Raw genomic sequence first — 13,880 nt, forward strand, 5'->3', positions numbered from 1 at the left:
CCGAACTTAAATAAAAATTGCACGATATGATCTTAAACAGCATTTTAGTTCGGTGACAATGATTAACTTGTAATAAAGATTAGCCAGATGAGAATAGTTTTGGAGAATATAAAAGAGTTGGTTCAGGTGGCAGATTGTACCGTAAAATATAAAGCAGGACAGGATATGTCCGTTTTAAATGTTATGCGGGATGCCTATTTGGTCATGCGGGATGGGATCATCGAAGGCTTTGGGCCGATGGACCACCTGAACGATGAGAAATTGGACAATGACGTGTTAATGGAATTGGATTGCTCCGGGAGATTGGTGTTCCCGGCGTATTGCGATCCACATACGCATCTGGTTTTTCCGGCCAGCCGCGAACAGGAATTTGTTGATCGCATCAACGGACTGTCTTATCAGGAAATTGCCCGGCGGGGTGGCGGTATTTTAAATTCGGCCAAAACGTTACAGGCTTATAGCGAAGATGAGTTGTTTGATGCTTCGATGAAGCGGCTGCACGAAATTGCTTTGCTGGGTACCGGGGCTTTGGAGATAAAGAGTGGTTACGGATTGACCACCGAAAGCGAGCTGAAAATGCTACGGGTAATCCGTCGGTTGAAGGAAACCAGCCCAATGGTCATCAAATCAACATTTCTCGGGGCACATGCCATTCCTGAAATCTATTTGTCCGACCGGCAGAAGTATATCGAAATGATAGTCCATGAGATGATTCCGCAGGTTGCTGCCGAAGAGCTGGCTGATTACATCGATGTGTTTTGCGACCTGGGATTCTTCACGCCGATTGAAACCGAGCAAATACTGATGGCAGGGATTAAATACGGACTGCGCCCAAAAATTCATGCCAATGAATTAGGATTTAGCGGGGGCGTTCAGGTGGGGGTAAAATACAATGCGCTTTCGGTTGACCATCTGGAATATGTGGGCGACGATGAAATCCAGTTTCTAAAGGGCACGGAAACGATGCCGGTCGTCCTTCCCGGAGCAGCTTTTTTCCTGAATATGCCCCAGTCGCCTGTTCGGCAGATGATTACAGCCGGACTTCCGGTTGCTTTGGCTTCCGATTTTAATCCAGGTTCTTCACCTTCGGGAAATATGAACTTTGTGCAATCACTGGGGTGCATCAATTATAAAATGACACCTGAAGAAACCGTCAATGCAACAACAATCAATGCTGCTTACGCGATGGGGGTTGAAGGTATATGCGGAAGTATTTGCGAAGGAAAACTTGGTAATTTGTTTATCACCCGCGAATTACCTGGTTATGCTTCGGTTCCCTATTATTTTGGAAGTAACCTGATCGAAACCGTTATCCTCGACGGAGAATTTATCTAAACTACCTAGTTGTATGAATCAGTTAATCGAATGTGTTCCTAACTTCAGTGAAGGAAGGAACCCGCTTGTCATCAAACAAATTACCGATGCCATTGAAGGTGTTGAGGGCGTTAAGCTATTAAATGTTGATCCCGGTAAAGCAACCAACCGGACAGTGGTTACTTTTGTTGGTTCGCCCGGTGCCGTTGTCGAGGCTGCCTTTCAGGCCGTAAAAAAGGCCGCAGAGGTGATTGATATGAGCCAGCATCACGGCGAGCACCCGCGTTTTGGCGCTACCGATGTTTGTCCGTTGGTTCCGGTGGCCAATATCAGTATGGAGGAAACTGCAAAATATGCCCGCCAGTTGGCGAAACGGATTGGCGAAGAATTGGCAATACCCGTGTATTGTTATGAATTTGCTGCTCAAAACGAAGAACGCCGAAGTTTGGCCAATTGCCGTTCGGGCGAGTATGAAGGCCTTCCGCAGAAACTGAAAGACCCGAATTGGCAACCGGATTTCGGCCCGGCTGAGTTTAATGCCAAATCGGGGGCAACTGCTGTGAGTGCACGCAATTTTCTGATTGCTTACAATGTCAACCTGAACACAACGTCCGTGCGGCGTGCCAATGCTGTCGCTTTTGATGTGCGCGAAGCCGGAAGGCTGCTCCGTGAAGGCGATCCTGTTACCGGTAAACTGGTGAAAGATGAAACCGGTGAGCCGATCCGTATTCCCGGATCGTTGAAAAAAGTACGTGCTATTGGTTGGTTCATCGAGGAATATGGCATTGCCCAACTATCCATGAACCTGACCGATATTACGGTGACCCCTGTTCACGTGGCTTTTGAAGAAGTGTGTAAAAGTGCGGAAAAACGGGGTATGCGCGTCACGGGTTCGGAGCTGATTGGCTTGATCCCCTTACAAGCCATGCTGGATGCCGGAAAATATTTTTTACGTAAGCAACAGCGTTCCACCGGGATTGCGGACGAGGAAATCATTAAGATTGCTGTAAAATCGATGGGGCTGGACGAGTTAGCGCCATTCGACCCGAAACAGCGGATTATTGAGTACTTGCTGGAAAACCGGGAGCCGAAGCTTCGCCAACTAGACCTGGAGAATTTTGTAAATCGAACGGCTTCGGAAATGCCCGCTCCGGGAGGCGGTTCAGTTTCTGCCTACGTTGGGGCGCTTGGTGCTTCGCTTGCTGGTATGGTAGCTAATTTGTCGGCGCATAAAAGGGGTTGGGATGAACGTTGGGAAGAGTTTTCCGAATGGGCAGAACAAGCAAAAACATGGCAGCAAAAGTTATTGCAGTTGGTTGACGATGATACGCAGGCATTTAATCAAATCATGGAAGCCTTTGACCTTCCCAAAAACACAGCAGAAGAAAAAGCGCTGCGCTCTGCAGCGATACAACAGGCGACACTGCATGTGATTATGGTGCCACTGGAGGTGATGGAAACCGCTTTTGCATCGATGGAGGTTATTGGGCAAATGGCAGAACGGGGCAATCCCAATTCGGTTTCTGATGCCGGGGTAGGGGCACTGTGTGCCCGAACTGCGGTTCAGGGAGCCTACCTGAATGTTTTGATAAATCTGTCGGGCCTGGATGATGATGAAAAAGTGAAGGAGTTGAAGCACCGTGCTGAGGAATTATTATATCAGGCTGAATACAAAGAGCAGGCGATTTTAGCCGTTGTTTACGGCAAAATAAATTGATAAGGTCGCAGGCCTCATTGATTTATTTGATCAATACCAGAAATTAAAGGATCGAAACAAGACAAGAAATAACTTGCCGTACTTGCATAAGTACATTGAAATCAATTCACCTTTTGGGTAAATGAAGTGACGGATGCAGGAAAATTCATTCCTGGAGCAATTTTGTCATGTATGCCTAGTACCTGTTGAGCCGGCGATTACGGCCAATAAAAATATACAGAAATGGGCCAATGATGGGCAGAAGGATAATAATTGTAAGCCAGACGTATCGGTCATGATTGGTAAAGTCATTTCGCCTTACACTCATAACAGCTAAGGCTGGCAGGATTATCAACAGGATAAACAGTGACTGAATTGCCAGAATTTCATGCGATCTTATTGCCAATAGTGGATACATAAGCGCTAAATTTTTCGTTTATGCAATTTAAGATATCTTCATCCAAAATAAAAGCGTTTTCCTACATTCTTTATTAACAGATTGTTAACAAGTAATAGAGAGTTCTGGATTTGAGCATGACAGGAAATGTTATGTATTCTGTTATGTGTTTTCTTTCGGATATTCGATTCGGATATGGTAAATATTCATCAACTTTTCTGTCAGGGTTTCTTTCACGATTCGGATATCTCGCAGGGTGAGGTCTGCATTGTCCAACTGCCCGTCATCCACTTTTTGCTGCACCATATTTTCAATCACTGTTTTCAGGTTATCGGGTGTTTTTTCTTTGAGTGCACGGGTAGCTGCTTCGATTCCGTCGATGAGCATGACCACCGAAGTTTCCTTACTTTTAGGCCGGGGACCTGGATAAGAAAACTCTTTGGGGTCAATCGCCATATCGGGATTTTCATTTTTATAGAGGGTGTAAAAATACTTGGCTTGCGTGGTGCCGTGGTGCGAGCTGATGAAATCGATTAATACTTCGGGCAGCTTATGCTTACGCGCCAGTCGCACGCCATACGTTACATGGTCGATAATGACCCGGGCGCTATCTTTATAATCCAACTCGCTGTGCGGGTTCATTCCGGCAGATTGGTTCTCAATAAAATATGCAGGTTGGTTTGTTTTGCCAATGTCGTGGTACAAGGCGCCTGCGTATGCAAGGAACGGATTTCCGCCAATGCGGTGGATAACGGCCTCGGCCAGGTTGGCAATTTGCAACGAATGTTGGAACGTGCCCGGCGCTTCCTCTGCCAGTTTTCGCAGCAGGGGCTGGTTCGTGTTCGATAATTCGATCAGGGTCACATCCGAAACGAATCCGAACATCTTTTCGAAGATATAAATCAGCGGGTAAGCCAGCAGTACAAGGACAGCGTTTGCTGCGAACCATTCCAATTCCTCCCAGCGGATGGCCTCCATGTTGCCTTCCTGAATCATGGAAAGTGCCAGGTAAACAACCGAGTAGCTGATCAGTACCCACAAAGCTGTAAATACCAGGTGCGACCGCCGGTGAAGTTTGTCGAGGCTAAAAACAGCAATAATGCCTGCAATAATGTTCATAAAGATGAACTCATAATTGTTTGGCGCAAAATATCCGATTAAGAGCGAAGTAACCAACAAAGCATAAATTGCTGTTCTCGAATCGAAAAAAATACGCAGCAAGATTGGGAGAATGGCCAATGGAACAACATAAATGTTGATGAAATCGTGTTGCGAAACAAAGCGCGTGGAAAACACCATCAGGATGATTAGCAGTAGAATGAAGCTCAGGTGCCGCTTTTCCCTGAAAATCTCCGGACGAAAATAGGCCAGGTACAGAATGAGGATGAGCAGACAGGCAATGATAAGGATCAACTTGCCCAGAATGAGCAGGTAACGGTCCATGTTGTAACCCTGTTTGATGGAATAACTTTTTTTCAGCGATTCCAGAATCAGAAATTTGTCAGGCGTAACAATATCTCCTTTGAAAATGATACGCTCGCCAGCCTGCACCATTCCTTGAGTAAGTGATACCGAATTGATAAGTTTCTCCAATTCCAGCGCATTAAATTCTTCATTGTAGTTCAGGTTTGCCTGAATATAATCGGCCAGGTTGGTGCTCTGGTTCAGGTTTTCGTATTGGTCTTTTAGCAAGGTCCGGGCGCTGTCACTTAAACTTTGAAAGGCAGTTTTCATCGAATAAACAGAGCTCACCGGAATTTTTCGGGCCATTTTATCGCTCACTTCAAACAATTCGCTCTTATCTTTCAAAACCGGATGGGCCTCGGGAGATTGGGCGATAACCCCAGCCTGGTAGATTTTGGTCAGGTGCGAGGTTAATTGTTGGATGGTTTCCGGTTTCAGAGCTGGTAGCTCACCACTGATCCCCTGCAATTCCAACTCGAAATTCCGGCTTTGCAGCAGGCTCACCAACGTATCTTTGGTGTAATACGGAATGAACTGTTTTTTGACGGAATCCTGCTCGCTTTTTATTACTTCATCGGGTTTGTAAATGGCAAAATTGTAAGGGGCAATCAGGGTTTCGTGGCGCCAGGGGGCATTTTTTTGAAATTCGTACCGAAACCGGCTTTCCCCGGGAATAATCAGATAGAGCAAAAATATAGCGGCAGAAAAAGCAAATGCGATATAGAAGAAATGATAATACTGAGCCAGCCGGGTTAATAACTTTTTCATAAATATCTTTTTAGCGACTTTTGTAAAGTATTAAAACTTATTCCGAAGTTTTATCTTTGAAAAATAAAATTAGCAATTTCTTTCATGAAACACGCCATGGTAAATTAATTCACCAGCAATTAGTGTATTTTCGAGCGGGTTTTATGTGATCTTACGAAGTAATTATTGAACGTATGAATTACGGGATTTCCGGTTTGAGTATTATTCCATTGCGAAAGGAACCCTCCGAAAAAAGTGAAATGACCTCGCAGATTCTGTTTGGCGAGCACTTTTTGGTACATGAACTTTTTGTTGGTTGGTGCCGTGTCACCATGGCCTATGATGGCTATGAAGGTTGGGTGGACCAGAAAATGGTTACACCGGTGACCGACAGGTTGTTCCATAAAATTGAAAAGTCGCCGTCAGCCGTTTCTACGGATATTTTAAGCCTGGTTCCGGTAACCGACGAGCAAAACATGATGATTGTTGCCGGGAGTTCGTTGCCCTGCTGGAGACCTTATAAGCACGAATTTTCCATCAATCGCGACGTGTTTAAAATGAATGGTAAGTTCAGGTACCAGCAACCGGATAACGTGCGAAATTTCATGATCCAACATGCCCTGATGTTTTTTAATGCGCCCTATTTGTGGGGCGGACGTTCACCTTTCGGGATCGACTGTTCGGGCTTCACTCAGATTATTTATAAAATGGCCGGCATAACATTGCCGCGCGATGCCAAAGATCAGGTGCGCGAAGGAGTGGCCTTGAGTTTCGTGGAAGAATCGCAGCCCGGCGACCTCGCCTTTTTTGACGATGATGACGGGAACATTGTCCATGTTGGAATTATCTGGCAGAAGAATAAAATTATTCATGCTTCCGGTAAAGTCCGCATCGACAATGTGGACCAGTTTGGCATTTTCAATATTGATACCAAACGTTACTCGCACAAAATGCGCGTGATGAAACGGATACTTCCGTAACGTTTGTCGTTTAGTCCTAAAATCATCATTCACCAATCACCAATCATCATTCAAAATGTACACTTACAAATATCCACGTCCGGCATTAACTGTTGATGCGATTGTCTTAAAAGAAGAAAGCCACGAATTGTTGCTTATTCAGCGCGGGATTGAACCATTTATGGGAAAGTGGGCGCTTCCCGGGGGATTTGTGGAGATGGACGAATTGCTTATGGATGCCTGTAAACGGGAATTACAGGAAGAGACAGGATTGGAAATTCCGGAGTTGACCCAATTTAAAACTGCTGATAAAGTAGATCGCGATCCCCGTGGACGGACGATCTCGGTTTTGTTTTACGGCTATGTGCCTGAAAACGCAATTGTGCAAGGTGGCGATGATGCTGCAAGTGCCAACTGGTTTCCCTTGGATCAGTTACCCGAGTTGGCATTTGATCATGCGGAATTGATTGCCGAATTTGTCGAACAAATTCTGAAATAAGGTTACAAACCAAGTTGGAATTTTCCCGATTTTTCGGGCGATAGATTGCTTTTCAGCAAGACCTCGTAACTGGCCGATCCGCAGTTGAAAAGTAGGTCCAAAATACTCAGGTTGGGAATGAACCCGAATTTGTCATCAAACACTTGTGTGTAAACGATCGGCTCAAAAAACGGATCGGGAACTGATTTTTTCAGTTTGGGCTGAATGGCTTCCCTGAAATTCAGGCAATTTTCCGGTACTGCTTCAAAATCTTCTGTAAACCTGATATCGGGCGATATTTCAAGGATATCAAAAACAACCTGCAACAGTTGGAAGTTAAAGTCAAAAAGAAAATCAAATTTCTTTTCAAAGAAGGGGCGGAAATCGGCTTCCAGAATTTCAAAAAATGGCGATGAGTTGTAAGCCGAAACAATGGCTTGCCAGTGAATATGCGGCCAGTTCGTGTCGTACGAAATGCGCAGGTCTTTCATTTTTTGCTTGGGGCTGCGTCCTTTTTCTACCGGAACAATCAAGGCTTCCGGGCCGTTTGCAGCCAGAATGATCGTCCGGTTGCGGAAGGTTTGCTTGATGAAATGTTCGTGTGCCTCGATTAACACGGACGGATGCAGCAAAAATTTTGAGACGTATTGGATTGGCGGCAAATAAGCCGAACTTAACAGGATTGGTTGCGTTGTCATTAATCTTCTTCGGTAAAAAATCCTTTTTCAGATCCTCCGGTCATTTCAATGCCTTCGGGGTGATTGTCTTGTTGGGATAACGTTTCTGTCAGTTTCGCCAGTTGCTTTTGCTGATCTTTTACCGTTGATTTCAGTTTCCAGATCCGGGGGTAGTAAATCATCATGGCAGCCAGCATGCCAATCAAGACGCAAATAATCAGCGCAAGAACCAGCGGAAGATCACTGATTTGCCAAAATAGCAGCTTAATATCAATCAACATGGCGTTTTGGAGGGTGAAAATGACCAGTAACATGGCCAGCACAAGGATGAAAACAATACCAACTGACATAATCGTATTTTTGCTGTAAATTAAGAAAAAAAGGATAATTAACCAATGGGCCAATTATCCTTTTTTGAATGCCTTGCCGTTCGTTTTTACCGGACAACCCGGAACAGACGACTCCAGCGGATGTTGGCCGGAAGGCTTTTTTCCTTGTCCAGCGACAGCCAGATAAAAACAGCTTTACCCACAACGTGGTCTTCGGGCACAAATCCCCAGTAGCGCGAATCGGCCGAATTGTGGCGGTTATCGCCCATCATCCAGTAGTAATCCATGCCAAAGGTGTAGTTGTCGGTGGCCACGCCGTCAATATAAATGGTGCTGTCTTTTACGTTCAGATCGTGCTCTTCGTACAAGTCGATAATTCGATCGTAAAGTGGCAGGTTTTCCATCGTTAGGCTAATGGTTTTCCCTTTTTTCGGTATTTCCAACGGGCCAAAATTGTCCACGTTCCACGGGTAGTTCGAGCTGAAAGGGAAAATATTGCGGTCCCAATTGCCGGCAGCCATATTTACTTTTTTCACCGAAGTTACATTGGTGAGTTTTTCAATCTGTGCAGCCTGTTCGCCGGTCATCGGGAACAAAAACTGCGAGCCGTTGAACACCTGTTGGTCAGCTTTCGAAATGCCGATTTTCTCCAGGGTCCGTTTATTGATGGCTGTACCGTTTGTAGTTACAATGTAATCGTATTGGATACCGGCAAAGTGCTCTTGTTCTTTTCCGTTTACAAATACCTGCCCGTCTTTTATTTCCACCACATCGCCCGGAATGCCTATGCAGCGTTTGATATAATTCTCACGTTTATCCACCGGACGGCTGATGATTTCGCCAAAGGTGCGGGTGTCGGCCCATACGCGTTCGCGGCCATAATTTCGCACCAGGTTGTAGTAGCTCTGCGTAGGCATGTTGGTAGCCACGGTGTCGCCCTCCGGAAAGTTGAACACCACCACATCGTTGTTCTTTACCTCTCCGAAACCGGCAATCCGTTTGTACGGTCTCTGGATCAATTCCACATACGATTTGGTTTTTTGCGAAAAAGGCATGGTGTGGTGAACAAACGGAAACGACAGCGGCGTGTTGGGCAGCTTGGGTCCGTAAGAAGTTTTGCTTACGAATAGGAAGTCGCCCACCAGCATCGATTTTTCCATCGAAGAAGTGGGGATGGTGTACGCTTCGATGAAGAACATGCGGATGAATGTAGCCGCGATGACGGCAAAAATGATGGCATCGACCCATTCAACTACTTTGGTTTGCTTGCCATTTGGCGGATTCTTCTTTTTCCAAAAAGCCCAGTGTACTTTTTTAGTGACGTACATGTCGAAGATGATGGCCAGGCCAATAAACCACCAGTAGTTTTCGAGCCAGATTACCCACAGACTGTAAATAAGTCCCACTAAAATGAACTTGAACCATTTGTTGGTCAATAAATTCCTCATGTATTATAAGTTTAAAAGATCATTCATGGTTAACATTCCTTTTTTGCCGAAGCTGAATTCGGCGGCCAATACGGCGCCGAGGGCAAATCCCTGGCGGCTTTTGGCGCTGTGTTCGATCAGGATATGATCGACTTCCGATTCGTATTTGATGCGGTGGATGCCGGGAACCTGCCCCTCTCGAATGGCGGTGATTTGCATCTGCTCCGGGCTTGTTGGTTTATCCAGTGTCCACGATTTTTTGCCGGGATGGTTTTCAAAAAGCTCTTCGGCCAGGGTAATGGCTGTTCCGCTGGGAGCATCCAACTTTTGGGTATGGTGCACTTCTTCCATCGAAATATCATATTCCGGACGGTTGGCCATTAAGGCGGCCAGTTTCTTGTTGAGGGCAAAAAACAGGTTCACCCCAAGGCTGAAGTTGGAAGCGTAGAAAAACGTTCCGTTGTGTTTGTTCATTTCATCCAGCACCTCCGTTTTCCGGTCGAGCCAGCCGGTGGTGCCGCTGACAACCGGAATGCCGGCCTCGAAACAAAGCCCGTAATTGGCTGTTGCCGAAGTGGGAATGGTAAATTCGATGGCCACATCAGCTTTCCGGAGGTTTTCAACTGTCAGATCGTGTTGGTTGGTGATATCGATGGTGAGTACTAGCTCGTGTCCGCGGTCGAGGGCAATCTGTTCAATGGTCTTTCCCATTTTGCCGTATCCAATCAAAGCAATTTTCATATATCTCATTTTTTGTAAAGGCTTACAAAGATATAAATTACAGTCTAAAACTATCATTTGTTTTCCGGGCTGCCAGCCTTTTTTCGATGAACGGAAGATTGGTTTCGGTGTATCGGTTTAAACATACCGTGTGTACCTCATTTCATCATTTCTGCGTAAAATACGCAACGCTCATATACCTGAGCGCTAACGTTCACTGGGCCAAGACCCCAACTACAAAATAAAGACCGAAATAAATAAATTAATGAGTGTTTACCAATAAAAAAGGAGGTCAAACATGCGACACAAACGACTAAAATTAAGTGCCGTACTTTTGTTAGGACTCGGACTGACAGCATTGCAGGCACAGGAAAGCGTTAACGCCACAGGCAGTAATGCTTCGGGCAGCGGAGGCTCAGCAGGTTTCTCCGTGGGGCAAGTCGCGTACCAAATTAATACAGGCACAAATGGCTCAGTAGCTGAAGGGGTACAGCAACCCTATGAAATTTCCGTGGTAACTGGATTGGAAGAAGCCATAGGCATAAACCTTACGGTTTCAGCTTATCCCAACCCAACTGCCGATTATTTACAGTTGATAATTGAAAGTGAAACGTTAAAAGATTTACGCTTTCAGCTGTACGATATGAACGGAAACCTTTTGCAAGGCGAAAAAATCACAGGCAATCAAACAAGTATTGTTATGAGCAACCTTGTTCCAGCAACTTATTTTGTGACAGTGATACAAGAAAACAAAGAAGTAAAAACATTTAAAGTGATAAAAAAATAGGGGGAGGACAATAAAATGAATAGGATATTTACAATGTTGGTCCCGGTGGCTATCGGGATATTCTTAACCGCAAGTGTGTTCCTGCCACAGCAGGCAGGTGCACAATCACCTGAAAAAATGAGCTATCAGGCAGTAATTCGCAATAGTAGCGGCCAGTTAGTAACTAACACAAGTGTAGGCATGCAAATAAGCATACTACAAGGTTCTGCAAGTGGTACTTCGGTTTACGTAGAAAGACAATTCCCAACCACCAATGCAAACGGATTGGTAAGTATTGAAATTGGAGCTGGAACAGTAGTAAGTGGCAATTTTGTAACCATCAACTGGGCAAACGGACCCTATTTTATTAAAACCGAAACCGATTTGAACGGCGGTGCAAACTACACCATAACCGGCACAAGCCAATTACTGAGCGTTCCTTACGCGTTGCATGCAACAACAGCAGAAACAGTAAGCGGGGAGATTCCCGAAACAGATCCTGTATTTGTTTTATCGGTAGCAAACGGAATTACTGAGGCCGACACCATCTATTGGAACAATAAACTTGACAACTACACCGAAACACAAACTATTGGTGATGTTGCAGCTTTAGGAAATTCGGTTAATGCCCAGTTAAAAAATGTTACCAACCCCACCGACGCACAGGATGCCGCTACAAAAGCGTATGTAACGCTCAGTGTTTCGTTAACTGGCGATACCTTGTTCTTGGGAAGCGAACAATATGTGATTATCCCTGGAATAAGTGTTGCTAACCTAACCGGATCAGGTACATTTACCGACAGTCGCGATGGCAATGTGTATCACTATGTAACCATAGGCAATCAGGTATGGATGGACGAAAACCTGAAGTACCTGCCAAGTGTGGTTGGTCCCGGGACCGGTTCCGAATCAACTCCGTATTACTATGTGTATGGTTACGATGGTACCAATATAGACGATGCCAAAGCCACATCAAATTACAACATTTACGGTGTTTTATACAACTGGCCTGCGGCCATGGCAGGTTCCGCGAGCAGCAGTTCAAACCCAAGCGGCGTGCAGGGCGTATGCCCCGCAGGCTGGCATTTACCAAGCGATGCAGAGTGGGCAGAATTAACCGATTATCTGGGCGGAATAACCGTAGCCGGTGGAAAACTAAAAGAAACCGGCACCACGCATTGGAGAAGCCCAAATACAGGAGCGACCAATGAAACCGGCTTTACAGCCCTTCCGGGTGGCTTCCGTCTCAACATTGGTTCGCTCAGCAACAATGGTTACTACAGCTACTGGTGGAGCGCTACAGCGGATTATGCCAATTACGCCTGGCGCCGGTATGCTGGCTACGATTACAGCGATCTAGGCAGAAGCAGCAGCAATAAGGAGTCTGGGTTCTCCGTGCGCTGCGTGAAAGATTAAATTATTTGCTTTTTCTGCTGGCGCTGTGATCCGTGCTTTGTTTTGTAAAAACAAAAATCCTTAGGGACCACTAGTATTTCGTGCAAACTATGAAATAGTTTTTCAAGTTGGCCCGTTTCAAAAAAGTCTTTATATTTTTGATCAAGCGATGATAGAGATGAGCCGCGCGATTGATTAAACCGGAGAGAAGGTTATGCTTGGCATAATAGTGATTAAATAATCTCGGCACGCTTTGCAAAAGCGCGCCAGCGGGGGGTAACTAATATTAGAATTCAATCCTGTTACTTTAATTTAAAAAAATAGAAAAGGAAAATAAAAATGGATAAAAAAGCAACTCCTAAAGCGATATTAGACCTTTTTAAAGAAAAGTTTGACCGATTGGAATCGTCAAGTTTGATTCGTTTTATGAATAATCCAGGATGGAGATTTTCTTTTGATTTTAAAACAAACACATTAGGTTCAGATGCAAATTTTCCCGATTTAGAAAATATAGAGAGTTATGTACTTAATTTACGGTTTTTTATTCAGGATAATGAGCCTATTTCTATTCGCAACCTTAATGAGTTTTATAATAAAAATTGCCATGATCATGAAATATTAAATAAGTTTGTTGAATTACGTGATATCCTTAAATCTGAATTTGATAAATCATGGCCATTCCTTATTAATGGCAAAAAACTAACATTCCGAGATATTTTTGATGGATTTATTTATACAAAAATAGCACATAGCAAAACAGGGAGTCATTTGGTTTTTCTAAACTTGACCAAACAACCCTTTGGGTACTATTTGGCACTTGATTATTTCTTACGTTGCATCAGTCTGATTCAGGACATTCTTACAATGATTAATCATCTGAATAATATAGCTTTTAATGATTTAAAGACTAAATAATGCGTGCCAGCGGGCAAAGAAACAAGTTGAAACAAATGATATTTGAGTTGTCATAGCTATTTTATAATTATTGTCTAATGGCGACTGCTTCGATTAACCCAAATAATATATCATATGAATCCGACATTTTCACACATTATTACATTTCTATCTGGATTAGTTGTGGGGATTTTTGGTAATTATTTTGCTACTAGACTTTCTGAAAAAGCTAAAAATAAAGACCTTAGAAAAGAAAGGAAAAAGAAATTTCTTGAGATACAGAAGCGGATGCCTAATTTGATAAATGAAATGAGGGCAGATTTGAAAAGTTCTAACATGAAAGATTGTAGAGAATTTTTCATATCACCAAGCAAACAAGTTCCATTTAATACCAAGCAGCCGGTATTCTTTTACTATGAGGACGAACACCCAAATTTAATCAGTAATATCAGGATCATTGAACGTGCTGATTTTATTATCGACATAAAAGAGGGTAGGAATTCACCAAAATACCAATTTACAGAAGAATTTGTTAATCTACTGAAGAAATAAATTACCCCTTATACATCGGGATGCGCTAATACAGCCAGTAGGATCGAATTTGTTATTCGATACAG

General features: G+C 44.1%; 14 protein-coding genes. 8 read left to right on the top strand and 6 right to left on the bottom strand.

All coding sequences use genetic code 11. The features are described from left to right. Positions 1-87 precede the first annotated feature (87 nt). Both hutI and ftcD read left to right on the top strand, forming a co-directional pair. The gene (gene hutI, locus N2K84_RS15425; protein WP_282592724.1) at positions 88-1,335 is read left to right on the top strand and encodes an imidazolonepropionase; all 1,248 of its coding nucleotides are present in this window, start codon (positions 88-90) and stop codon (positions 1,333-1,335) included. Between the two features lie 13 nt (positions 1,336-1,348). After that, positions 1,349-3,031 (top strand): glutamate formimidoyltransferase, encoded by a 1,683-nt coding sequence (gene ftcD, locus N2K84_RS15430; RefSeq protein ID WP_282592725.1) that lies wholly within the window; start codon positions 1,349-1,351, stop codon positions 3,029-3,031. Positions 3,032-3,206: 175 nt separating this feature from the next. Here the strand turns inward: ftcD and N2K84_RS20555 are convergent, their stop codons facing one another. Beyond that, positions 3,207-3,428 (bottom strand): PLDc N-terminal domain-containing protein, encoded by a 222-nt coding sequence (locus N2K84_RS20555; RefSeq protein ID WP_428221994.1) that lies wholly within the window; start codon positions 3,426-3,428, stop codon positions 3,207-3,209. Positions 3,429-3,569: 141 nt separating this feature from the next. Further along, positions 3,570-5,639, bottom strand: a complete 2,070-nt coding sequence (locus N2K84_RS15435; RefSeq protein WP_282592726.1) for an HD family phosphohydrolase — start codon at positions 5,637-5,639, stop codon at positions 3,570-3,572. A gap of 173 nt (positions 5,640-5,812) precedes the next feature. Here N2K84_RS15435 and N2K84_RS15440 point away from each other — a divergent pair, with 173 nt between their 5' ends. Both N2K84_RS15440 and N2K84_RS15445 read left to right on the top strand, forming a co-directional pair. Then, on the top strand, positions 5,813-6,598 hold the full coding sequence (locus N2K84_RS15440) for a C40 family peptidase (protein WP_282592727.1): 786 nt from the start codon (positions 5,813-5,815) through the stop codon (positions 6,596-6,598). A gap of 55 nt (positions 6,599-6,653) precedes the next feature. After that, positions 6,654-7,076, top strand: a complete 423-nt coding sequence (locus N2K84_RS15445; RefSeq protein ID WP_282592728.1) for an NUDIX domain-containing protein — start codon at positions 6,654-6,656, stop codon at positions 7,074-7,076. Between the two features lie 2 nt (positions 7,077-7,078). Here the strand turns inward: N2K84_RS15445 and N2K84_RS15450 are convergent, their stop codons facing one another. The 4 genes from N2K84_RS15450 to dapB form a co-directional block, all read right to left on the bottom strand. Then, positions 7,079-7,753 carry a WbqC family protein gene (locus N2K84_RS15450; RefSeq protein WP_282592729.1) on the bottom strand — a complete coding sequence of 225 codons (675 nt, stop codon included), beginning with the start codon at positions 7,751-7,753 and terminating at the stop codon, positions 7,079-7,081. After that, positions 7,753-8,082 (bottom strand): LapA family protein, encoded by a 330-nt coding sequence (locus N2K84_RS15455; RefSeq protein ID WP_282592730.1) that lies wholly within the window; start codon positions 8,080-8,082, stop codon positions 7,753-7,755. Before N2K84_RS15455 ends, N2K84_RS15450 begins: the two co-directional genes overlap by 1 nt. Positions 8,083-8,168: 86 nt before the next feature. Continuing rightward, a complete protein-coding gene (gene lepB / locus N2K84_RS15460) occupies positions 8,169-9,509 on the bottom strand; it encodes a signal peptidase I (RefSeq protein WP_282592731.1) in 1,341 nt (446 codons plus the stop codon). 3 nt (positions 9,510-9,512) lie between these two features. Continuing rightward, on the bottom strand, positions 9,513-10,229 hold the full coding sequence (gene dapB, locus N2K84_RS15465) for a 4-hydroxy-tetrahydrodipicolinate reductase (protein ID WP_282592732.1): 717 nt from the start codon (positions 10,227-10,229) through the stop codon (positions 9,513-9,515). Between the two features lie 277 nt (positions 10,230-10,506). Here dapB and N2K84_RS15470 point away from each other — a divergent pair, with 277 nt between their 5' ends. The 4 genes from N2K84_RS15470 to N2K84_RS15485 all read left to right on the top strand — a co-directional run bounded on the left by N2K84_RS15470 (position 10,507) and on the right by N2K84_RS15485 (position 13,815). Beyond that, positions 10,507-10,995, top strand: a complete 489-nt coding sequence (locus tag N2K84_RS15470) for a T9SS type A sorting domain-containing protein (protein ID WP_282592733.1) — start codon at positions 10,507-10,509, stop codon at positions 10,993-10,995. A 15-nt stretch (positions 10,996-11,010) separates the two neighbouring features. Beyond that, positions 11,011-12,390: a fibrobacter succinogenes major paralogous domain-containing protein gene (locus tag N2K84_RS15475; RefSeq protein ID WP_282592734.1), complete on the top strand. Its 1,380-nt coding sequence runs from the start codon at positions 11,011-11,013 to the stop codon at positions 12,388-12,390. Positions 12,391-12,708: 318 nt separating this feature from the next. Then, positions 12,709-13,284 (top strand): hypothetical protein, encoded by a 576-nt coding sequence (locus N2K84_RS15480; protein WP_282592735.1) that lies wholly within the window; start codon positions 12,709-12,711, stop codon positions 13,282-13,284. 114 nt (positions 13,285-13,398) lie between these two features. Continuing rightward, on the top strand, positions 13,399-13,815 hold the full coding sequence (locus N2K84_RS15485; protein WP_282592736.1) for a hypothetical protein: 417 nt from the start codon (positions 13,399-13,401) through the stop codon (positions 13,813-13,815). Positions 13,816-13,880 lie beyond the last annotated feature (65 nt).

The organism is Gaoshiqia sediminis, from assembly GCF_025907915.1.
In the GTDB taxonomy this organism is placed as follows: domain Bacteria; phylum Bacteroidota; class Bacteroidia; order Bacteroidales; family Prolixibacteraceae; genus Gaoshiqia; species Gaoshiqia sediminis.

Coding starts and splice junctions, on each gene's coding strand:
- hutI (WP_282592724.1), top strand. CDS start 88: ATGAGAATAGTTTTGGAGAATATAAAAGAGTTGGTTCAGGTGGCAGAT.
- ftcD (WP_282592725.1), top strand. CDS start 1,349: ATGAATCAGTTAATCGAATGTGTTCCTAACTTCAGTGAAGGAAGGAAC.
- N2K84_RS20555 (WP_428221994.1), bottom strand. CDS start 3,428: ATGTATCCACTATTGGCAATAAGATCGCATGAAATTCTGGCAATTCAG.
- N2K84_RS15435 (WP_282592726.1), bottom strand. CDS start 5,639: ATGAAAAAGTTATTAACCCGGCTGGCTCAGTATTATCATTTCTTCTAT.
- N2K84_RS15440 (WP_282592727.1), top strand. CDS start 5,813: ATGAATTACGGGATTTCCGGTTTGAGTATTATTCCATTGCGAAAGGAA.
- N2K84_RS15445 (WP_282592728.1), top strand. CDS start 6,654: ATGTACACTTACAAATATCCACGTCCGGCATTAACTGTTGATGCGATT.
- N2K84_RS15450 (WP_282592729.1), bottom strand. CDS start 7,753: ATGACAACGCAACCAATCCTGTTAAGTTCGGCTTATTTGCCGCCAATC.
- N2K84_RS15455 (WP_282592730.1), bottom strand. CDS start 8,082: ATGTCAGTTGGTATTGTTTTCATCCTTGTGCTGGCCATGTTACTGGTC.
- lepB (WP_282592731.1), bottom strand. CDS start 9,509: ATGAGGAATTTATTGACCAACAAATGGTTCAAGTTCATTTTAGTGGGA.
- dapB (WP_282592732.1), bottom strand. CDS start 10,229: ATGAAAATTGCTTTGATTGGATACGGCAAAATGGGAAAGACCATTGAA.
- N2K84_RS15470 (WP_282592733.1), top strand. CDS start 10,507: ATGCGACACAAACGACTAAAATTAAGTGCCGTACTTTTGTTAGGACTC.
- N2K84_RS15475 (WP_282592734.1), top strand. CDS start 11,011: ATGAATAGGATATTTACAATGTTGGTCCCGGTGGCTATCGGGATATTC.
- N2K84_RS15480 (WP_282592735.1), top strand. CDS start 12,709: ATGGATAAAAAAGCAACTCCTAAAGCGATATTAGACCTTTTTAAAGAA.
- N2K84_RS15485 (WP_282592736.1), top strand. CDS start 13,399: ATGAATCCGACATTTTCACACATTATTACATTTCTATCTGGATTAGTT.